Source organism: Amycolatopsis pigmentata (genome assembly GCF_042684065.1).
Classification (GTDB): domain Bacteria; phylum Actinomycetota; class Actinomycetes; order Mycobacteriales; family Pseudonocardiaceae; genus Amycolatopsis_E; species Amycolatopsis_E pigmentata.
Genome location: NZ_JBHUKR010000004.1, coordinates 347,816 through 366,940, shown reverse-complemented (window position 1 = coordinate 366,940; position 19,125 = coordinate 347,816). Strand labels below are relative to the sequence as shown.

At 66.2% G+C, this 19,125-nt stretch carries 19 protein-coding genes; 11 read left to right on the top strand and 8 right to left on the bottom strand.

The window, feature by feature from the left end; all coding sequences use genetic code 11:
• Positions 1-197 precede the first annotated feature (197 nt).
• Positions 198-1,268: a hypothetical protein gene (locus ACFSXZ_RS03525; RefSeq protein ID WP_378261146.1), complete on the top strand. Its 1,071-nt coding sequence runs from the start codon at positions 198-200 to the stop codon at positions 1,266-1,268.
• Positions 1,269-1,416: 148 nt separating this feature from the next.
• Here the strand turns inward: ACFSXZ_RS03525 and ACFSXZ_RS03520 are convergent, their stop codons facing one another.
• The 5 genes from ACFSXZ_RS03520 to ACFSXZ_RS03500 all read right to left on the bottom strand — a co-directional run bounded on the left by ACFSXZ_RS03520 (position 1,417) and on the right by ACFSXZ_RS03500 (position 5,699).
• Positions 1,417-2,175, bottom strand: a complete 759-nt coding sequence (locus ACFSXZ_RS03520; protein WP_378261144.1) for an ESX secretion-associated protein EspG — start codon at positions 2,173-2,175, stop codon at positions 1,417-1,419.
• A 19-nt stretch (positions 2,176-2,194) separates the two neighbouring features.
• Positions 2,195-3,511: a hypothetical protein gene (locus tag ACFSXZ_RS03515; protein ID WP_378261142.1), complete on the bottom strand. Its 1,317-nt coding sequence runs from the start codon at positions 3,509-3,511 to the stop codon at positions 2,195-2,197.
• Positions 3,512-4,093, bottom strand: coding sequence for a DUF3558 domain-containing protein (locus tag ACFSXZ_RS03510; RefSeq protein WP_378262739.1), 582 nt, complete (start codon positions 4,091-4,093; stop codon positions 3,512-3,514).
• A gap of 41 nt (positions 4,094-4,134) precedes the next feature.
• The gene (locus ACFSXZ_RS03505; RefSeq protein ID WP_378261140.1) at positions 4,135-4,590 is read right to left on the bottom strand and encodes a hypothetical protein; all 456 of its coding nucleotides are present in this window, start codon (positions 4,588-4,590) and stop codon (positions 4,135-4,137) included.
• 338 nt (positions 4,591-4,928) lie between these two features.
• On the bottom strand, positions 4,929-5,699 hold the full coding sequence (locus tag ACFSXZ_RS03500; RefSeq protein ID WP_378261138.1) for a helix-turn-helix domain-containing protein: 771 nt from the start codon (positions 5,697-5,699) through the stop codon (positions 4,929-4,931).
• Positions 5,700-6,085: 386 nt separating this feature from the next.
• Between ACFSXZ_RS03500 and ACFSXZ_RS03495 the strand changes: the two genes are divergently transcribed.
• Positions 6,086-6,598: a GntR family transcriptional regulator gene (locus ACFSXZ_RS03495; RefSeq protein WP_378261136.1), complete on the top strand. Its 513-nt coding sequence runs from the start codon at positions 6,086-6,088 to the stop codon at positions 6,596-6,598.
• A 658-nt stretch (positions 6,599-7,256) separates the two neighbouring features.
• Positions 7,257-8,471 carry a GGDEF domain-containing protein gene (locus ACFSXZ_RS03490; RefSeq protein ID WP_378261134.1) on the top strand — a complete coding sequence of 405 codons (1,215 nt, stop codon included), beginning with the start codon at positions 7,257-7,259 and terminating at the stop codon, positions 8,469-8,471.
• 9 nt (positions 8,472-8,480) lie between these two features.
• On the opposite strand, the gene ACFSXZ_RS03485 is transcribed toward ACFSXZ_RS03490, so the two are convergent.
• A complete protein-coding gene (locus tag ACFSXZ_RS03485; RefSeq protein WP_378261132.1) occupies positions 8,481-8,843 on the bottom strand; it encodes a winged helix-turn-helix transcriptional regulator in 363 nt (120 codons plus the stop codon).
• Between the two features lie 257 nt (positions 8,844-9,100).
• Here ACFSXZ_RS03485 and ACFSXZ_RS03480 point away from each other — a divergent pair, with 257 nt between their 5' ends.
• The 3 genes from ACFSXZ_RS03480 to ACFSXZ_RS03470 all read left to right on the top strand — a co-directional run bounded on the left by ACFSXZ_RS03480 (position 9,101) and on the right by ACFSXZ_RS03470 (position 12,601).
• Positions 9,101-11,311, top strand: a complete 2,211-nt coding sequence (locus ACFSXZ_RS03480; RefSeq protein WP_378261130.1) for a tetratricopeptide repeat protein — start codon at positions 9,101-9,103, stop codon at positions 11,309-11,311.
• Positions 11,312-11,496: 185 nt separating this feature from the next.
• Complete coding sequence (locus tag ACFSXZ_RS03475; protein WP_378261128.1) at positions 11,497-11,835, top strand: DUF6355 family natural product biosynthesis protein; 339 nt, start codon at positions 11,497-11,499, stop codon at positions 11,833-11,835.
• Between the two features lie 166 nt (positions 11,836-12,001).
• A complete protein-coding gene (locus ACFSXZ_RS03470; protein ID WP_378261126.1) occupies positions 12,002-12,601 on the top strand; it encodes an SAF domain-containing protein in 600 nt (199 codons plus the stop codon).
• A 17-nt stretch (positions 12,602-12,618) separates the two neighbouring features.
• Here ACFSXZ_RS03470 and ACFSXZ_RS03465 read toward each other — a convergent pair whose 3' ends face one another.
• Complete coding sequence (locus ACFSXZ_RS03465) at positions 12,619-13,308, bottom strand: prepilin peptidase (protein WP_378261124.1); 690 nt, start codon at positions 13,306-13,308, stop codon at positions 12,619-12,621.
• Positions 13,309-13,614: 306 nt separating this feature from the next.
• Here ACFSXZ_RS03465 and ACFSXZ_RS03460 point away from each other — a divergent pair, with 306 nt between their 5' ends.
• Positions 13,615-13,992 carry a hypothetical protein gene (locus ACFSXZ_RS03460; protein WP_378261122.1) on the top strand — a complete coding sequence of 126 codons (378 nt, stop codon included), beginning with the start codon at positions 13,615-13,617 and terminating at the stop codon, positions 13,990-13,992.
• 460 nt (positions 13,993-14,452) lie between these two features.
• Here ACFSXZ_RS03460 and ACFSXZ_RS03455 read toward each other — a convergent pair whose 3' ends face one another.
• The gene (locus ACFSXZ_RS03455; RefSeq protein ID WP_378261120.1) at positions 14,453-14,728 is read right to left on the bottom strand and encodes a hypothetical protein; all 276 of its coding nucleotides are present in this window, start codon (positions 14,726-14,728) and stop codon (positions 14,453-14,455) included.
• Between the two features lie 443 nt (positions 14,729-15,171).
• Between ACFSXZ_RS03455 and ACFSXZ_RS03450 the strand changes: the two genes are divergently transcribed.
• From ACFSXZ_RS03450 to ACFSXZ_RS03435, 4 genes are read left to right on the top strand one after another with little or no spacing between them, the layout of a single operon-like run.
• Complete coding sequence (locus ACFSXZ_RS03450; RefSeq protein ID WP_378261118.1) at positions 15,172-15,798, top strand: SAF domain-containing protein; 627 nt, start codon at positions 15,172-15,174, stop codon at positions 15,796-15,798.
• Positions 15,795-16,679 (top strand): chromosome partitioning protein, encoded by an 885-nt coding sequence (locus ACFSXZ_RS03445; protein ID WP_378261116.1) that lies wholly within the window; start codon positions 15,795-15,797, stop codon positions 16,677-16,679. The genes ACFSXZ_RS03450 and ACFSXZ_RS03445 overlap by 4 nt, the downstream gene beginning before the upstream one ends.
• Entirely contained in the window at positions 16,676-18,181 is a 1,506-nt protein-coding gene (locus tag ACFSXZ_RS03440; RefSeq protein ID WP_378261114.1) for a CpaF family protein, read from the top strand. The genes ACFSXZ_RS03445 and ACFSXZ_RS03440 overlap by 4 nt, the downstream gene beginning before the upstream one ends.
• On the top strand, positions 18,178-19,125 hold the full coding sequence (locus tag ACFSXZ_RS03435) for a type II secretion system F family protein (protein ID WP_378261112.1): 948 nt from the start codon (positions 18,178-18,180) through the stop codon (positions 19,123-19,125). Before ACFSXZ_RS03440 ends, ACFSXZ_RS03435 begins: the two co-directional genes overlap by 4 nt.

Genomic DNA, 19,125 nt, shown 5'->3' with positions numbered 1-19,125 from the left:
CCGCGCGAATCGCTGACACACCCACCTGGGAGGTCGGGCCGCTCCCCGTGACGCACGGCAGCGTCCGCGCCGACGCCAGCGCCCGCCAGACCTACCACTCGCCGAAAGCAACCCGTCTGCTCTACGGCAGTCCGGACCACCCGACGAGGTGGCACCGGTGGCTCACCGTCCACAGCAACGATGTCACCGCTATCGGTATGGAGATCCTCCGCGCCGATCATGACCACCCGGAGCAAGGCTGGCTGATCGTCCACATCCGGGGGAACAGCCGTTCGCCACTGCCCACCTTGCGTGCGATCGCCAGCCGACGAGGCGCAGACCCTCCGCCATTCGACGTTCGGGAACTGGCGGACGGTCAGGCCGAACCCGACCTTTCGACCAAGCCGTTCAGCGTTGCCTTTGTCAGCCCTCAAGGAAAGCGCCTGCCCCTCCTGTTTCCGCGTCTGTCGTATCGCCACTGGCCGCGGGGCGACCAGTGGCTTTGGACGCTGGCGTCTTGCTCCGATTTCACGGACTACCCGCCCGACCCCAACAGCCGACAGGACCTGCTCGGGCATGCTCTGCGTCTATCCGCGGACTGGAGAGCCCTCGTTCTTCGCGACGGCGCCGCCTTCGTGGCGACCCGGCCAGACCGCGGCGTCGACGACACGTTCTTCGGCTTCGCCGAGACCAATGTGCGCACCGTCTATCTCGATGCGCTTCTCCTCGGCATGCTCCAAGACCACGCCATTACCCACCTGGAAGAGCAACTCGGAGCCGCCCTCGACGACCCCCGACCCCACGTTCTGATGTCTGAACTGGAACAGCAGGTCACCCGCTTCCGGCAGCGCTTGTGGTGGCTGCACATCAGCCGTCACGGCATCGGGAACGAACTGTTGAGCGGATACCAGGACCAACACCATCTCCGCGACCGGTTCACCCAACTCAACGCGGAAATTGTCGAGTTCAACCACACCGCCCGGGACGACACGGACTACCACGTCCAAGCCACCGTCGGCCTGTTCACCCTCATCACCATTCCCGCTACCGTCGGCTTCGCCGCGCTCCAAGTCATCGGTGTAAAATCCCCGGCGCAGTTCGCGGTGGCCGGCGCCATCGTCGTCGCCGTGACCGCCAGCCTCATGCTCACACGCCCCGCCCGGCTGGTCATCAGCGCCACACGCCAACGTCTCTACCGAGCGCTCGGCCAGGACCGCAAGCCAAGAACGCCACGGCGAACGGCAACCCCGGTTCCTCGCCCCGGACGGTTGCGCCGACGACCGCCCTAACGAACCACCGAGGAAGTGGGTGCCGGCGAACCCGAGGGGTTCCTTGCCGAGCTTTTTGACTTCGGCGATTCGGCGTGACACTTGGTCTGTGAGAGTTTGTAGCGCTCTGCCGACCTCGCCGCGCACGGCCTATGGCCATCGAGTGAGCTCACAACCCGCTGAGCGTCGCTTTCAGCACGGAGATCAACTTGGTCGGGGTGCCAGAGACGAGATTTATGGCGTCCGGCCCACCGTCTCCATCGCTCAGGAAGGTCACAACCCGGCCGCGATGGGACAAGTCGATGGCGGAGATCGGCACGCTGCGGTGGCGTACGTCCTGGCTGTCGCGGACCGCGGCATACATCTGGTGCACCGCGTCACGTTCGGTCCGCATCAGCTCTCGCAGGTAAGCGGCCTGCTGTTCAGCGACGTTCGGTTCGGCGAGCGGGTCCCCACGGTCACGATCGCCGTTGTAGTCGGTGTTGGTGATCGTGATGGGGCGGACTCGCGCGCCCGGAACGTCGGGCAAGGTCTCGACGAAGTGCTGGGTGAGCTGGTTGGGGTCGATGGGATCCAGGTGTATGGCTGTGCCGTCGGTGATGAGGCGGACTGCGTGGTCGCCGCGGCTCGCGAGGAGGATGGCGCCGGTGTCACCGTTGCGGAAGCTGCTCCAGGCGTAGAGCTCGCGGGTGGCGGAGGCGATCGTGGTGAGGGTGTGTTGCAGGGCTGGTTTCAGTCCGTTTGGGGTGGCCAGATCGAGGTCGGTCAGCCGGGCGAGGGTGCGCCGGAGGATGTCTGCGCGGAACTCGTCGGTGAGGTAGAGATCGTTGACGCCGACGATGGGGTGCGGGGTGCCCAAGCCCTGGAGTTCCCAGGCGGTCAGGAAGGCTAGTCGGGGGAGTCGCAGTGGTCGGTCGATGACCGTCACGGGTTATCTACCTTCGCCCTCAGCCGCCGATGGTCGGTGGGGTGACCCGCATTCCGGTCTCGGGGTCGATCAGGCCGTCGCTGTGGTCGGCAAACAGTGAGTCGTCCTCGAGTCCGTACTTGCGGTTGTGCTCTTTGTCCTCGTCGTCTTTGCCTCGCCCAGCGCCGGCGCCGGCGGTGCCCATGCCGGTGGTGTTGCCTCGACCCATGACCGTGGCCTTTTCCGCGGCTGTGATGGCGCCCGGCGCGGTGCGTGGGGCGGCGCCCGTGCGGTTTCCTGCCCCTGGTTGGCCGGTTTCCAGAGCGCCTCGGCCAGCGTTGCCGCCTCGGCCGGAGCCGGAGTCGGGTCCGCCAAGTCCGCCGGCCGTTCCTATTCCAGGGCCGCCGAGTACGGCGAGGCCGTCCGCGGTGGGCGCAGGTCCGTTCGGTCCTGGTATGCCATAGCCGCTTGTTCCGGGCCCGGTCGGCGCCGGTCCGGCAGGGAAGGACGCCGAGGAGGTAGTGCTGTCCGTTTCCGGCAGTCGGCCGTGGCCGGAGATGACACCGGGGCCCGCAGCGGATGGCGTGGCCGGACCGCCGGTCGGGTGCACCGTGGGGGATGGTGCATCCAGCCGGGATAGGGCGTGGTCGTTGCTACCGGATCCGGGCGCCGGGTGGTTTGTGGTGCCGGTGGTGCTCTGGGCGGCCAAGGTGACGTTGCCGTCGAAGGTGCCGATCTGGCCGTAGTCGACCGTGAGCTGGTGGCCAGCGTCCTGCGCTTGGTGGGAGTAGGCGTTGTAGCGGTTGAGGTTCTCTTGGATTTGCGCGTTGTACTGGTTGATCTGGTCCTCGGTGTCGGTGCTCCAGGGAGTCACGACGTCCCAGAGGTTCTTGTGCGGCGGAGACGACGGAATCGGGGTGAGGGAGCGCTTCATCTCGTCGAAGCCCGAGGCGATGCCGGTGACGTGGGTTGAGTTGGCGGTGAAGGTCTGCGCTGCGGAGTCGGCGACATCTCGGAGGGGCTTGAGTTTGGCTTGCGCGGCGTCGGCGCCGCTGCCGGTCCAGACCGATTCCAGTCCGCTGCTGATGTTCTGAATTTGGGTCGCCACCGCTCGGTGGTCGCCGGCCAGGTCGGTGGCCACGCCGGCGCTGCCGTGCCAATCCGTGGCTCCCTGACTGGCCTTGACCTTCTGGACGACCTCAGGCACGGACATCGCTTGGGTCCCGAGGTCGCCGGTGAACAAGTCGCCGAACCAATGTTCGACGTCGCTGACGCGGTCACCGACCCAGTCGGCGGCGTTTTCGACGCCGTGCACGACAGCTTTCGCGGCGTCGCCTATCCAGTCGAACATGCCCATTTATGAACCCGCCTTGTGCTGCAGGTTCCCGATGACCATGTCGGCGATCTGGAGGTCGACCGTGCAGGGATCGGACTTGCCCACCTTGGCCCGGCTGAGCGTGAGACCGACATCGACCGAGGCGCTGTCCGCGGTGCCGACGGTGACAGCGCAGAACGCGTCTTTGGAGCCGCCCTGGTCAGTTAAATGCACTGCCGCAGGGAAGCCTTGCACCGAGGTCTCGCGCCACACGATGGCTCGTGGCTTGGTGCCGCGGTAGACAGAACTCAGTCCGTCGTGCGTCGAGTCATAGAGGACCGACAGTCCGGCGCCCGTGTCCAGATTGCTCCACTCACAGGTTGGCCCGAGAGCGCCGTTGTCGCTCCGCTTACCCTGCTCGACCTGGCCGAAGATCGTTTTGGTCTGGTCGGTGGTCAGGGCAGTCGTGCACGGGTCACCAGAGAGGAGGGACACCGGGAGCGGGGTGGCGACTTTCGGTGCTCCGGCGTAGGGAGGCGTGCTGTCAGCGGTCGGGGATGCTGGCGGGGTTGAAGACGGGGAACCGCCTGCGCCCGGATCGCTACTGCAGCCCGCGAGGACCATTGCGGTCACCGCAAGCAGCCAGACGGGGGAGGTTCGAGTCATTAGGCGATCCCATTGTCGGTGGCGTGGTCGAGGGTGCTGGTGGCTGCGTGATCGCTCGCCGTTGTGTTGCCGAGGGCCTCGTTGAGACGTTGCACCAGCTCAGCGAGGTAACCCCGTTCCCGCTCGAGATGCCCTCGCCCGTAGCCGAACGCGCCGGCGTCTCGTCCGTTGCCGACCAACTGGGTGTTGAACGTGATGCTCGCCGGGTCCTGCGCCGGCGGAGTGACCCTGGTCAGGGTTTCAGCCTTACGGAGCATGGCGTCGATATCACTGAGCACAGCCCCGGCCTGGCGAACCATGTTCTCGGCTTCGTCGCGGGTCAGGCTGAAACCCTGGCTGGACACGCCTGCGCCTGTGCCGGGTGAGGCGCCAACGGCATTGGCCAGGCTGTTCGGCGCACGCTGGTCGTCCTTGATCAAAAAGTTGACATCGCTGAGCCATCCTGCCGGTGCCAATGGTCGCTCCCCTCTGCACTCGACCGCGCGGCACGCCGCGGCATACCGCACCGCGGAGCCTACGGTAGCGGATCGATCACGCAGAGGTGGACGTGTTTGGCAAGGTTGACTAGTCTTCGCTGCTCGGCTGATGGTTCGGGCTGGACGTCCGCGTGTTGGCGTGCTGTCAGCAGTCGCTCGCAGTGTCCCCGACTCTCGGGTGATAGCGGCGTGCTGAAACCGTCGGCTCATCGACATCCAGCCAGCCACTTCGTCCAGTGGGCCAGGCGAGTGCCCAGTTGAGACCCCTTGCTGGCATCTGTTCGGCCGGTCGTTGGTCTCGTTGACTTCCGTGTTCGTCACAATTCGTTGATTACGGTGTTGAGGCAGTCGCGTGACTGGTCTGGACTCATCGCGATCGAGCCCAGCTCTTTGGCGATTTTTCGGTATTCCTGCGCGACATTTGGATCGTGCGCAAACGCCGTGTCGTGATAGCGCTTGATGCGAATGACCGTCGGCAGTTCGCCGCGCTCGTATATGGAGAAGGGGCCCAACAGGCCGCCATGCCAGTCGGTCTCGATAGGCACCAATCGCACGGTTACCGCCTCGAGTCGAGAGGCGGTAAGGAGGTACCGCAACTGCCCGGCCATCGTGGCTTGGCCACCGATGCGGCTGATGACGGCGGCGACGCCTACGAAGGCGGTCAGCCGAACGGGGTCTTCCCGGGTGATGGCGTTCTGGCGCCCCAGCATGAGGGTTGTCAGATGGTCGACCTCGGCGTCCTTCAAGGTCGGCGCCTCGCCGGCGACTGTGGCGCGTCCGTAGTTAGCGGTGCGGAGCAGCTCTGGAACGAGCAGAGGTGACCACTCCACGACGGTATGAGCCGTCCGCTCCAGTGTCAGGAGTTCCTTGAACTGGGCCGGGCTGTTGTTCGTTTCGGCGATGTCCGCAGGGGCGGCCGCCGCCCGGATGGCCAGGTTAAGAATCTTCGTCCGCTCGTCGCCGTTGACCCCGAGGTGGGTCAGTACGGCGGAGACCTGATCGACGTCCGGAACGGCGATGCCGTTGAACCACCGGCTCACCGTCGCGTGTGAAACCCCGATCAGCTCCGCGAGCTTGCGCATCGTCATGGTGTTCCGCCGTGGTCCCCACTGCGCGCGGAGAACGCTGGCCAACTCTTGACCGCCTCTGCCCCCTGTGGTCCTCGGCATGTGCCGAAGAGTACCGATCGAGACATATGGTGTCTTTCCAGACAACCCGAACAGGTCATTGCCTGCTCTGGGGTGTTCAGTACACATTGACACTGGCCGTGTACCAATTTGAACCAAACGTACCAAGGAGTGTCAATGGAGTTGCTTCTGCTGGCGTCCGTCGCCGGGTCCTTGTTTGTTCTACTCGTCTTGGCGGACTCCTTACGGAATCGCGTCCAAATAATTGCTCGTCGCCGAGGGCCCAGGCGAGTGGCTGTTCGTTTGAACTCAGCGAACGGTTGGGAGCCCGTGCGAGGTCGACGCCGATGAGCGAGCATGGCACAGAGGAGCGCGAGCCAGTTGTCCGTTTGACGGACGACGGCGGGCCCCGATACATGTATGTGAAATTGGCTGATCACCTCACAGGTCGGATCACGTCTGGAGAGTTTCGTCCGAACAAGCGATTTCCTCCTGAACTCGACATGGTCGCCGAATACGGCGTCTCGCTTGGCACCGCACGACACGCGATCAGGCTGCTCCGCGAGCGAGGGCTTGTGATCACGGTCCGGTCCAAGGGGACGTTCGTCGTCGACCAGGGTCAACGGCAAACGAGGAAAGGTTTGTCCAGTAGCGAACGGTTCGGCTGCCGTGGCGACAAGTACCCAGGGGTTGCCGTAGACGGGATCGTGGGGGACAGCCCGGCGCGGGTGACTATTTCTCCTGTTGAGAAAAACGAAGCGCGTTACCTGGGACTATTTGCGGGGGAGGAGGTTGAACCTGTTCTTTTGGTAGAGCTTGCTGGATTTATGGACTGCGTGCAAGAAATCAGCGCATGGTGAGGATTTTTGGGACGGGTCTTCACAACGTGGGTAACGCTGCGCCTCGTGCTACACGTGCACGGCTGCGTGCCGCAGTTGCCGCTCCTGTATCGAGGCCGCAGCGCTTCAGTAGTGACGGAGCGCGTCCGGACGGTTACTCTACATGAGGGGAGGGCTGCTGGTCCGTTGAGGCGGGTGGCCGGATGAGTGGTTCAGGAGGGGAGATGGCCGGAGGGGCGGTCGCGACGAAGACCGGAGCCGCGCTCGACGATGTATGCAGCGCTGCAGCGGTCGGGTTGGTGGCCCGATGAACACGTATGTGCTGGCGCAAGAGTTCACGATTCCCGGAGCCGACGCGATTGTCCAGTTCGTCGGCCCTTTTCGTGTCGTCGCCATGCCGGGGTACCTGGTTCTTGCGGTAGCCCTGGCTGCGCACGTCGGGTGGCGTGCGGTTCGCCTTCGGCGTGCGGTCGAAGGCGAACCATCGGAGTGTGGTCACCAGTCCTTGTTGCGCATGGCTGCCACCTCCTCCCAGCGGCCGGATGGTGTGGCCGGTTCGGCTGCGGACGGTGCCTCTCATGGCTACGAAGGGAGACCGGCGCGCAGCGTATCCAGTATGAGCGGGAGGCATCACCACCCGAGTGGGTGGACGTTGTGGACTCTGCGTTGTCGAGTGGTCGTGTTCGTCTTGGGAGTCGAGATCGCGGCCGTGGTGGTTACGGCGATCTTCGCGGTGGTTCGACCGCCGGATGAACGGGACGTGGTGCTTTTCGGCGTGATCGTGGGCTTGGGGTTGGTCGCTGCGGAGGCAACTCGTCATGTGGAGCGGATGAGGCGCCGCTTCGCGGATACCCCGCACGTGAACATGAGTTCGGTGTGGACACTGGCGGCCGCGGTAGTGACAACCCCGCTGCTGGCCACGGTGACTGCCGGCGTGCTGTACCTCCACCTCTGGCTGCGGAGTTGGCGGCGGGTCCAGGTCGCGGCGTATCGGACGGTTTTCAACGCGAGCGCGGTTTCGTTGTCGTGCTGTGCAGCAGCGGCTTTGACGACGGTATTGCCGGCGTACCCGTTGTCACTGGACCGCCCCGTTTCGTTGCTCGGTCTGCTCGGGGTCCTCGTCGGTTATTGGTCCGTGAACTCGGGGTTGGTCGCCGCGGCGATCGCGCTCACGCAGGAGGATCACTCGCTGCGGCGTTTGCTGGGCACGTGGAGCGAGAACAGTCTGGAAGGCGCCACCCTCTGCGTAGGTGCTCTTACTGCCGTGTTGCTGGAGGGGCACTCCTGGGCTGTCGCGTTCGTGCTGCCTCCGCTGTTCGTACTGACGAGGGCGGTGTTGATCCGCCAGCTTGAGCACGCCGCCACGACCGACGGCAAGACCGGACTGCTCAACGCGGCCAGTTGGTACTCGCTCGCCAATGCCGAACTTGCCCGGGCAGTCGGCACGGGCGGAACGACGGCTGTGCTGATGATTGATCTGGACCACTTCAAGCGGATCAACGACACGTTCTCGCACGAGTTCGGCGATGAGGTACTACGAGCGGTCGCGGATGAGCTGAGCCGGGGGGTTCGCCGCTATGACCTGTGCGGCCGGTTCGGTGGGGAGGAGTTCGTCGTTCTGCTGCCGGAGACGTCCGTCGAACAGGCGACACAGGTGGCCGAGCGCATCTGCGCGGCCGTGCGCGGTGTGAGCGTGTGCGACCCGTCCACCGGTCGCACGGTCGATGGACTGCGGTTGACCGTCTCCATCGGCGCTGCCTTGTATCCGGATCACGGGCACGATCTGCATGAGGTGCTGATGGCGGCGGACAACGCGATGTTCCTGGCCAAGGACTCCGGACGTGACTGCGTGCGTGCCGTGCAATCAGATGGGAAGACCCCGCTCCGGAACTGATACGGCTGGCTATTCGGCTCCGGGCTGAAGCCGGCGCAGCGTGTAGCGGTGTTGCTGGCCCCATTCGGCGAGCGGTCGGATCGCGCGCAGCAACGAGCGGCCGGTCGCGGTGAGTCGGTACCAGGCCAGATTGCCGAAGTGACCGGCCTCGGCACGGCGCTCGATGAGGCCGTTGTCTTGGGCCTCTTGCAGGGTGTCGCTGAAGACGCGGTCGCTGAGCGGTTTGTGATGCGAGCTCCACCCGACGCGCGCTTCGACCGCGTTGATCGCCGCTCGTAGGTCCTTGTACTGGACTTCGCCGACGGCGAGTTCTGCCAGTATCGCGATTGTCCATTTGCGTCGCAGGAGCTCGATCACCTCGAGCGCTGCCACGCGATACGGAACGTCCCACCCCTCAGACCCCTCAGTCATACCGATCACTTACCACGGCCCGGAGCCCGCCGCTCCGCGACGCGCCCGGACGCGAAGGTGCGCCAGGCACCGGGACCGCCCAGGAGGGTGAAAGTTAACCCACTGAGCCCGAACTCAGTGGGTGCTTACCTTGTCCTCAGTGGTCAGTGCCCTGGTACTCGTGCTTTGCCGGGACGTCGCCCAACGGGGAGCGCACGCCGAGCGAGGGGAGATCGGGCATGGAGGCCACCGGGTTTGCCGCCGAGCTTCACCGGTTGCGGGCGCGGAGCGGACTGACGTGGACGGCGTTGGCCTCCGCGGTCGGCTACTCGACGTCGTTTGTGTGGAAGGTGGCGCACGGCCAGAGGGCGCCGTCGACCGACCTGGTCCGGCGGTTGGATACGGCGCTCGCGGCTGACGGGCTCCTGGAGAAGTTCCTTCACACCAGCGCGGACGGTCCACGGTTGCCACGGCCAGTGCAACTGCCCACCGTGACGGGCGAGTTCGTCGGACGTGACGAGCAACTGCGCACGCTGGATGAACTCCTCCTCGATCCAGGCCGACGCGCAGCGAAGATCGTGACGATCGAGGGCGCACCCGGCGTCGGGAAGACCACGTTGGCCGTGCGGTGGGCGGCGACCGCGGCGGAACGGTTTCCCGGTGGGTGCCTGTTCGCTGACCTCGGCGGCCACCTTGCCGCCGACGGGCCCCAGACAGTGCTGCATTGGTTCCTTACGGCTCTCGGGCTTCCGCAGGAAGTGCTGAGCGCCGCCACGGTGGAGGAACTGGGGTCGTTGTTCCGGTCGGTCACGGCCGCCAACCCGGTCCTGCTCGTGTTGGACGACGCCACCACGGCCGAACCTGTGAGAGCGTTGTTGCCCGGGCAGTCCTGTGCCGTCGTCCTCACCAGCCGACGGCACCTACCCGACCTGGCCGTTGCTACTGGCTCCGCCTCGATCCGGCTTGGCCCACTGCCGCCGGCGGACGCACGTCGTCTGCTCGGTCGTCTCGCGGGGAAGGCCCGCATCGATGCCGAGCCTCAGGCTGTCGAACTGATTGCCGACCGGTGCGGGCGGCTTCCGCTGGCGTTGCGCCTGGCCGGTGAGCAGTTGGCCGCGCGTCCGCACCTCACACTGCGGCAACTGGCCGAGGAGTTGGAGCCTGAGGGCACCCGCTTGAACGTCCTCGCCTCCGCTGACCTCAGCGTGCGCAGCGTGATCGACGTCAGCTACCGGATGCTCTCGCCGGCCGTGGCGCGCACGTGGCGGTTGCTGGCTGCGCAGCCCTGTCCAGTTCTCGACATCGCCGCGGTTGCCGCCCTCGCCGACGTTGAAATCGGGACCGCGCGCGAGAGCGTGGCCAGGTTGGTGGAGGCGCACCTTGTCGAGACCGCTCGCGACGGCAGGGTCCGATTGCATGGCTTGCTGCGGGTCTATGCCACCGAGCGGGCGTGCGCTGAGGAATCCGCCGAAGGACGTGAGCGAGCCTGGCACCGCCTGTTTTCCTGGTACCTCAGCGCCGCTGCTGCAGCGAGCGACGCGCTCATACCCGGCTCGACCGGCGAGGCGGTCGACGTTGTCGGTGGGAAACCTCTTGATAGCTACCAGGACGCGATCTCCTGGTACGAGGCCGAACTTGCCAGCGTGCTCGCCCTGGTTCGGAGGGGCGTGGAGCACGGAGGAGTCCCGGTGTGGAAGCTCGCCGTGCTCTTCTGGCCCTACCTGTATTTGTCCAAGCAATGGCAGCCGTTTCTCGATCTCACCGCGAATGCCTTGACCGTCGCGCGACGGGAAAATGACGAGGTCGGCACGGCCTGGTGCCTTCAGGGGCTTGGCTGGGTGCTTCATGAACTGGGGCGTGATCGGGACGCCGTATGCCATCTTCGTAAAGCGGCACGACTGCATGCCGACAATGAGGACGATCGGGGTCGTGCCTGGACCGACTTCGCGCTGGGGGAGTGCCTGAATTCTCTGGGCGAGCACGAGGAAGCGTACGAGCTTTTCCTGTGTGCACTTGCTCATTTCCGCATCCACTGGCCGCTGGGCGTAGCCATCGTCCAACCTGGCCTCGCGATCGCTCTGGAGCACCTCGACCAGCACGATGAGGCACTCACCGTCGCGGCCGAAGCACTGCGGTGCGCACAGAAACTCGGGGTACGCCCGCTGGAGTCGCGGGCGCACTACCAGCTCGGACTTCTCCACCTCGGACACGGCGAGGCCCGCGACGCCCTCGTTCACCTTGACCACGCATTGACCCTGCGCCGCGCCACCCGCGAGCGCTGGGGCGAAGCCGACACCCAACTCGTCCGCGGGCAAGCGCTCGCCTCGCTCGGACAATGCGCCGCCGCCCGTGAGGCGGTCGACGAAGCGATCCGCATCTTCGGCGAGCTGCATGACCACCGTGCCCTCCACGCGCACGCCACATTGGTCACTCTCAACCTCACCGCATAATCCGCGAACGGCGTACCCGTGCGAGTGCGCGCCTTCCGGATTTTCCTGAAATGACACCGGTTTTCCAAGCGCAGGGCGAACGAGCCTTCTCCCCGCATGCTCTATTTCGTGCGAAAGTCTTCTTGCATCAGCGGAACCGCCACTTCGGCGGAACCACCCGATAAATCGTTTTCAGGGAGTGGCATATGCGAACAAAGAAACGTTCAGCCGCCCGGCTTGTCACCGGTATCCTTGTTGGGCTGCTCGCGCTCAGCGGACTACTCGTCAACGGAGGAACGGCCGTTGCAGCACCCGGCCAAGCGCGGGACGACCAGTGCGGCTATATCCCGATGGGCCAATACCGCCACTGCGATAACGGCAGCGGGTCCACGGTGATGCTCGACGTTCAGGATGTCTTCTTCGGCATCCACCATTACTGTGTCGGCCCCGGCCTGCACAACATCCAGCCCGGCATCAGATGGCGCGTGGTCTACGCCTGGTGGAACGGCGGAGTCGGCTGCGCGCCAGGCTTCTACGGGCCCTAAACACGCGACCGCATCGACGCGATGACAACCCGCTCGGAAAGCCGCTCGTCCCGCGGCCCGCCCCCATAACCCGCTCCGCCCAACGGAGCCGCCCGGTGCGGCGGGAAGTTCCCCCGCCTCCCGCCGCACCATCCAAACCACCCAACAAAAGAAATGGAGACACCCCATGTGCGCCGATTACCTGTTGGAATGCCAGCACATCGAGGACATTGCCACCGAGCCTGACTGGATTGCCCTGTCGTCGGCCGCCTGGTGCCGGCACTGCCAGACCCAGCGAGCCGTGGTCGAGATCATTGACCCCAACGACTCTTACCTGCCCCCACGTGCGCGGCCCCAAGCCACGGAGAGGCTGGTGGAAGACCGTGCCGCAACAACAGCTTTGAAACTCTTGTCCAACCTGCGGGGGCGGGAATACGGCCGCAGGGTCGGGTTTGTCGCCATGACGGCGGTCACCGGGAGCAGTATCGGCGCGGCACTGGCGATGCACGATGCCCGTAAACCGGTGGTCGTCCTCACCCGTGGCATGGGTGCCCTCGAAGCCCTCACCGCAAGCGACCTGGCGACCGTGGACATTGTGCCGACTCGCTACGTCCACGCCATCGGCGGCGAGAAGAAGGATGAACTCGTCGGGTATGTCGTGGTGCGCCAGCTCGCCCGCGGCAGCTTGTTGACCTTCGACGACCTCAGCGGATCGAAACAGCCGGCACCCGGCGTCCAGCTCGTCGCCGGGCGCATTCCGTCCACGCTCGGTGATTGGAAACCGTGATGGCGCTCATGGCCTACTCAACCGCCCCCAAGAGCGATCGCCGCGACAGCGCCTGCCAGCAGGCAAGGCCCGTAGGCGAACGTCCCCAGAGGCTCGGATGGGCGCCGGAGACGCGCACCGAGCATCACCGCGGTCAAGATAAGGAACGCCCACACCAGCGTGGTGAAGGTGGTTCCCCATCCCGACCAGCCCGTGGCAAGGCCGACCGCGCCGGCCAGTTTGACGTCGCCCGCACCCATGCCACCGGGCACCGCGAGCGCAAGCACCAGATGCACACCGCCCAACGCAACCATCGCCTCGATCGCTCGAACCAGCGGAGACGCGTCATGACGAAGCGCCGAGATCCCGCTCAACGAGGCCAACAACGCCGGATACAACGGCAATACCGCAACCTGCGGCAACCGACGCTCCGCGATATCGACGATCGCGAGCGGAACACCGCTTACCACCAGCAACCCGTAGGGAACCAGCTCCCAGCGGAGACCGACACGCCACCCCAGCACCACGATGACGATGGCCGTCGTCAGGGCGGCCATGACACGGTTCGCCCACGGCGCGCTGTCGGGCCGCATCAGCAGACGTCGAGTCACCGCGTGTGCCCCGCAGCCGAGCAACGCCCCTGCGACCGCGCAAGCGACCAGTCCGGCGCCGGTGATCACGTTTTCGTCCCCACGGGACCATCGTCCGTGCCGGACGCGGATATGCACGCCTACTCACCCGAACGAGCGGACTTTTTCTCACCGAAGGCGATTGCGCCGGGAAACCGCGCTGCTGGAGAGGATAGCGGAGTAGGAACCTGCCATACACCGACTATGACACCGGGGGACTGGATGAACTCACAAGCCAAATATATTACGGTAATCGCGTTCGCTGGCCTGCTTTGCACTGCCTGCACTGCTCGTGCGCCCGCGATCTCTCCTTCCCCGGAACCTCCGGCCATGCGGACCTCATCGGCGCCTGCCACACCCGAATCGGGTTCGCCGAGGCAGGCCGCTTTGGCGGCGTATCGGGAAATGTGGCAGGACTTCACCGATGCGGGAACCACATCGGACTGGAAGTCGCCCAGGCTGGGGCTGCACGCGACCGGGATCGCACTGACGAACCTGTCACGTGCCTTGTATGCCGACCGCTACAACGGACTCGTCACGCGAGGGCAACCGGACTTGAACCCTAACGTGTCGTCTCAGGAACCGGCAGATCGCCCGATGACGGTTGACATCACGGACTGCGGCGACTCCACGCACTGGTTGAAATACCGCGCTGACAACGGTCAGCTTGCCGACAACACACCCGGTGGTCGGCGGTTGATCAATGCCGTGGTCAAGGTCCAGCCGGACGGGTCGTGGAAAGTAGCCGAGTACGCCGTGCACGAGGTCGGGTCATGTGTGTGACCCCGCGCCGCATCGGCGTCCTGACCAGCGTTGCCGTCGCCAGCATTCTCGGCATGGCGAGTCCGGTATGGGCGGATGACGGATGGGGAAGCACCGACTGCCACCAGACCCCGGCCCCGCTTTGTGACCTCACCGCAGGCGCGGACGGTCACGACGGGAAACCTGCGGGAGTCGGGCGGCCTCATTCCACTGGCCCAGGTAATTCGGGCGGCCGTGACAGTGACCCGCCTGCGGGCGACACCATCGTCGGTGACGACTCGGCCCTTGCGAACTGTTCCTATGTCAAAAGCGACTATCAGCCGCCCGTCGGCGCGGCGAGCACCATCGCGCATGTGCTGTCGACGAGGGCCAGGGATGGCACCGCGCATGTCGCGGGGCTCGTGCACCCCGTAGCAGGGCCAGGACGTGAAGGTGATTGGTACATCTGGAAATGCACGGGCCTCGGTACGACGGATGCCTTCTACCGGGCACCGAAGTGGGTACCTGACGAGCAGCATTCGGGCGAGGCGCCGCTGATCTCGCCAGCCGAACTGGCGGCGCTGGCTCGAAGCCAGTTGCGGTTGCCGCCGCCCAGGATCGCGTCGAGTCCGGCGGCCGAGCAGTTGGTGAACCTCCCGACGTGGCTGTGGGTATCGAGTGCGTGGGACCCGGTCTCTGCGGCCGCGTCGGTCCCGGGTGTTTCGGTGAGCGCGACCGCGACGCCGACGTCGGTCATATGGTCGGTGGGGGACGGCACGACGGTCCTTTGCCGAGGCGCTGGTACGCCGTTCCGGCCAGGTACCGATCCGGCAGCGTCCTCGCCGGACTGTGGCCACACTTACCGCGTTTCCTCGGCAGGCCAGGCAGGGCAAGCGTTTCCTGTCGCGGCCACGGTTCACTACCGGATCACCTGGTCGGGTGCGGGACAGAGTGGATCCTTCCCGGACATGACCACAACTGCCAACGCGGCCTTTCGTGTTGTGGAGATGCAGGCCCTGAACAACGGAAGCGGCTGACGGTCCTCCCGGTCCCTTTGCCGCCATCACAACAAGTCTCCTACCACTCGTCGAGCGAAGTCAGCGACGTGGCGAGCTACCCCTATGCCTGTGGAGGTATCGCGTGAACACGAAGACCACAACTCAACCGGACATCGACCGATCTCAGCCTGGTGCGGGTTCCTGGTTTGCTGGCGGTAAGCCGGTGAGTGGGCTCCGCGGCGGTCGGCGCCGCCGCATCCCGTACCTCGTGCTGGGCGTCCTGTTGGTACTGGCGTGCGCCAGCGGCTTCGTGGTGATCTCGGCCGAATTCGGAAACCGGCTTCCGGTGCTGGCACTGACGAGACCGGTAACCGTCGGGCAGATGTTGACCGCCCAGGACCTACGGCAGGTCAACGTCGCCGTCGACCCAGATGTGTCCGTTGTGGATGTCGCTCAGGCGGGCAGTCTGATCGGTAAAAGGATGTCGACGAGTCTGCCTGTGGGGGCGTTGTTGAGCGCCGCTGATGTCGGTGGGATCGCTGTTCCTGCGGAGGGGCAGGCGGTCGCGGCGTTGGCGTTGAAGGCGGGTCAGTTCCCGCCGGAGATTTCACCCGGGACGCACGTGTCGCTCGTGTTGGTGCCTAACCGGACGGGTGCCGCGTTCGTTGACCCGCCGAGCCTGGACGCCTCGATGGCCTGGTCGGCCGTGGTCGTCGGCGTGGTTTCCCCGCCCAACGAGCAGACCACGGTGGTGTCGCTGCAACTGGCTGAGGACACCGCTCGCCTGGTCGCCGCGGTCCCGGCAGGACAGCTCGCGCTGGTGATGCTGTCGAGTGGGGGAGGGCGATGATGTTGGTGGCAGTGGTGTCGGTGAAGGGGTCGCCGGGGGTGACCACGTTCTCGGTCGCATTGGCGACACGCTGGCCCGGTCCAGGGCGACCACTGCTGGTCGAATCTGACCCCTCTGGGGGTGATCTCGCGGTCCGGTTCAGCCTGGCTGCTTCGCCTGGCCTAGTCAGTTTCCTCGCGGCCGCCCGCCAGAGCAGTGACCCCGGATTGCTTTGGCAGCACGCGCAATCGTTGGCCGACGGTCTTCCTGTGGTGACCGCGCCGCCGGATGCCGACCGCGCTCGGGCGGTGTTGTCCGCGCTGTTCGAGCCCATCACGGGTGGGGGAATGGTGCGGGCCGCCGCGAACGCGCGGAATACGGCGGTGATCGTCGACTGCGGGCGCATCGAGGCCGGGTCTGCCGCGCTGCCGGCCGTGCAGTCAGCCGATGCGCTGATCGTATTGACCGGCGCTCGCGCTGACGATCTCGCGCATCTCGCGCGCCGCTTGCCGACTCTGGGGCGCTGGACGCCGTGTCCGGTGCTGATGCTGGTGGGCGACGGCTACTCGCGTGAAGAGGTCGGCCGAGAACTTGGCGTGACGCCGTTGGGCCGCATACCTCACGACCCACGGGGCGCTGCGATGTTCTGCGGACGTACATGGTGGAGACGCGCCGGGCGCTCGGCCCTGGGAGAGGTCGCGCGCAAAGTCGCCACAACACTCCTCGCGCAGAACGTGCCGTTCCCACTTCAAGGCCCGGCTGAGAGCCAACCCATGCCGCCCGGCCGGACGGTTCCTGACGTGCCGACCGGGCCAGCCTCGGCGCGCGGCTTGCGTGTCGTACCGCTATCCCAGTTCGAGCCCGGTGGTCCCAGCTCGTGGAGCGGAGGAAACGCATTATGAACCACCCACATAACGGCTACTCGCCGCCGATTCCAATACGGCCCCGCAAAGCGCCACCCGGACCGCACACGCCACCGGGCAGCGCACCCGGGTCACCCGAGCAGCAGGGTTCTCAACCGCGTCGTCCGGACGTTCCCACGGCCCAGCAGATCGCCGCCCCGGAACCTCTGCCGGACGAGGCCGTGGATCGGTTGCGCCGGCATCTTCGGGACACGCTCGGAGCCGAGCTGCCGCAGAGGGTGGAGGCGCAGCAGGGTCGTACTGGTGCGCCGGTCTCCGGGATGGCTCGGCGGGAGCTGGCGTACGCGATTCTGGACGAGGCGATACGGGCGCACAGTGAGACCGAGGTGATGGCCGACCGTGGGTTGGTAGGTCGTGAGGTCGAGGTGCGGGTGATCGGCGAGGTCGTCAACGAGCTGTTCGGCATGGCCGGCCTGCAACCCCTGCTGGACGATCCCACGGTCGAAACCATCAACGCCAACCGGTTCGACCGGGTCTTTGTCCAGTACGACGATGGGCGCCGCGCCCAGGTCGCGCCGATCGCGGCCTCGAATGAGGAATTGACGGATCTGGTGCGGGTGCTGGCGGCCCGCGCCTCGAGCCAGGAGCGACGGTTCGATCAGGGTTCGCCTGCGGTGAATCTGCAGTTGCCGGGTGGGGAGCGGTTGTTCGCGGTGATGGGGTTGACCGCGGGTGGGGTGACCTCGCTGTCGATCCGCCGCCACGGCTACCTGACGGTGACGCTGCCGCAGCTGCGCGCCCGCGGCACGCTCGATCCCGGCCTGGAGCAGTTCCTCCGCGCCCTCGTCCGCGCGAGGAAAAACGTCTTGATCACCGGTGGTACGGGGGCGGGCAAGACCACGCTGCTGCGGGGGTTGGCGTCGGAGATGGATCCGCTGGAGCGGATCGTGACCATCGAGGATGCCTTCGAACTCGGCCTTGACCGCGACCCGGCCCTGCACGCGGATGTGACCGCGTTCCAAGCGCGCGAACCCAATGTCGAGGGTGTGGGGGCGGTGTCGCAGGCGGAGTTGGTGCGGTGGGGGCTGCGGATGAGCCCGGACCGGGTGATCGTCGGGGAGATCCGGGGTCCCGAGGTGATTCCGATGTGCAATGCCATGTCGCAGGGCAACGACGGGTCGATGGCCACCTTGCACGCCTCCAGCTCCCGCATCGCCTTCACCCGCCTGGCGTCCTACGCCGCTCAAGGCCCCGAGCGGCTGCCGGTGGAAGCAACGAACCTGCTGGTGGCCAGTGCGGTGCATTTCGTCGTTCACCTCGCTCGCGGAGCGGATAAGACCACGCGCGTGGTGTCGTCGATCCGGGAGGTCGTCGGCGCTGACGGCAACCAGATCATCTCCAACGAGGTCTACCGACCCGGCCTCGACCGCCGGGCTCGCCCGGTCGCCGGGGCTTTGCGTACCGATACGCTGGATGACCTGGTCGATGTCGGCTTCGACCCCGGCATTCTCGAGGAACCCGACGGGTGGTGGCCCCGATGACCCTTTCCACCATCGCCGCCACGCCCGCCTCCGGCCTCTCGGCGTTGCTGGGACTTGGGACCGGAGCGGGGTTGCTGCTGGTCGTCCGGGGCTGGCGCGCGCCGGTCGACGGCCGGCCCTCGTTGTGGCGTCGCACTTGGGACCGGCACGCCCCGGGCGCGTACGGCGACCGTCACCGGATCCTGCGGCTCGGCCTCGCCCTCGCGGCGGGTGTGCTCACCGGGCTGGCCACCGGCTGGGTGGTGGGTGCGGTGCTGGCCACGCTCGCGGTCTGGGCGTTGCCGCGCCTGCTGGGCCGGGATCCTGAGCAGGCACGGCGTGTAGCGCGGATCGAGGCCATCGCGACGTGGACCGAAATGCTGCGTGACACCCTCACTGCCGCCGCCGGCCTCAACCAAGCCATCCTCGCCACCGCACCCCTCGCACCCGCAGCCATCCGCGGCGAGATCGGCGAGCTCGCCGCCAGCCTGGAGAACGGGATACGTCTCGCACCCGCCCTGCGTGCCCTGGCCACCCGGCTCACCGACCCCACCGCCGACTTGGTCATTGCCGCGCTGGTGCTGGCCGCCGAACACCACGCCCGCCACCTCGCCGACCTACTGGGCTCGCTGGCTCACACCGCGCGCGAACAAGCCTCCATGCGGCTTCGGGTGGAAGCCGGACGTGCCCGCACCCGCACCTCCGTGCGGGTCATCGTCGGCACCACCCTTACCTTCGCCACCAGCCTCACCATCCTCAACCGCCCGTACCTGTCTGCTTTCGACACCGTCGTCGGCCAAATCGTCCTGCTTGGCATCGGTGTCCTCTTTGGACTCGGATTCGCCTGGCTGAGCCGAATTGCCAGGAGTACTAACGAACCTGACCGCTTCCTACACACAGAAGGGTCGCCACCGGCCGAAATGACCACCGGTCGCGCCCCGCTCCTGACGGAAATAGGGATGTGA

Bases quoted from the DNA above. Each gene is read 5' to 3' on its own strand.
- ACFSXZ_RS03525 (WP_378261146.1), top strand. From the start codon at position 198: ATGGAGATCCTCCGCGCCGATCATGACCACCCGGAGCAAGGCTGGCTG.
- ACFSXZ_RS03515 (WP_378261142.1), bottom strand. From the start codon at position 3,511: ATGGGCATGTTCGACTGGATAGGCGACGCCGCGAAAGCTGTCGTGCAC.
- ACFSXZ_RS03510 (WP_378262739.1), bottom strand. From the start codon at position 4,093: ATGGTCCTCGCGGGCTGCAGTAGCGATCCGGGCGCAGGCGGTTCCCCG.
- ACFSXZ_RS03500 (WP_378261138.1), bottom strand. From the start codon at position 5,699: ATGACGATGCGCAAGCTCGCGGAGCTGATCGGGGTTTCACACGCGACG.
- ACFSXZ_RS03495 (WP_378261136.1), top strand. From the start codon at position 6,086: ATGAGCGAGCATGGCACAGAGGAGCGCGAGCCAGTTGTCCGTTTGACG.
- ACFSXZ_RS03480 (WP_378261130.1), top strand. From the start codon at position 9,101: ATGGAGGCCACCGGGTTTGCCGCCGAGCTTCACCGGTTGCGGGCGCGG.
- ACFSXZ_RS03475 (WP_378261128.1), top strand. From the start codon at position 11,497: ATGCGAACAAAGAAACGTTCAGCCGCCCGGCTTGTCACCGGTATCCTT.
- ACFSXZ_RS03470 (WP_378261126.1), top strand. From the start codon at position 12,002: ATGTGCGCCGATTACCTGTTGGAATGCCAGCACATCGAGGACATTGCC.
- ACFSXZ_RS03460 (WP_378261122.1), top strand. From the start codon at position 13,615: ATGTGGCAGGACTTCACCGATGCGGGAACCACATCGGACTGGAAGTCG.
- ACFSXZ_RS03445 (WP_378261116.1), top strand. From the start codon at position 15,795: ATGATGTTGGTGGCAGTGGTGTCGGTGAAGGGGTCGCCGGGGGTGACC.
- ACFSXZ_RS03440 (WP_378261114.1), top strand. From the start codon at position 16,676: ATGAACCACCCACATAACGGCTACTCGCCGCCGATTCCAATACGGCCC.
- ACFSXZ_RS03435 (WP_378261112.1), top strand. From the start codon at position 18,178: ATGACCCTTTCCACCATCGCCGCCACGCCCGCCTCCGGCCTCTCGGCG.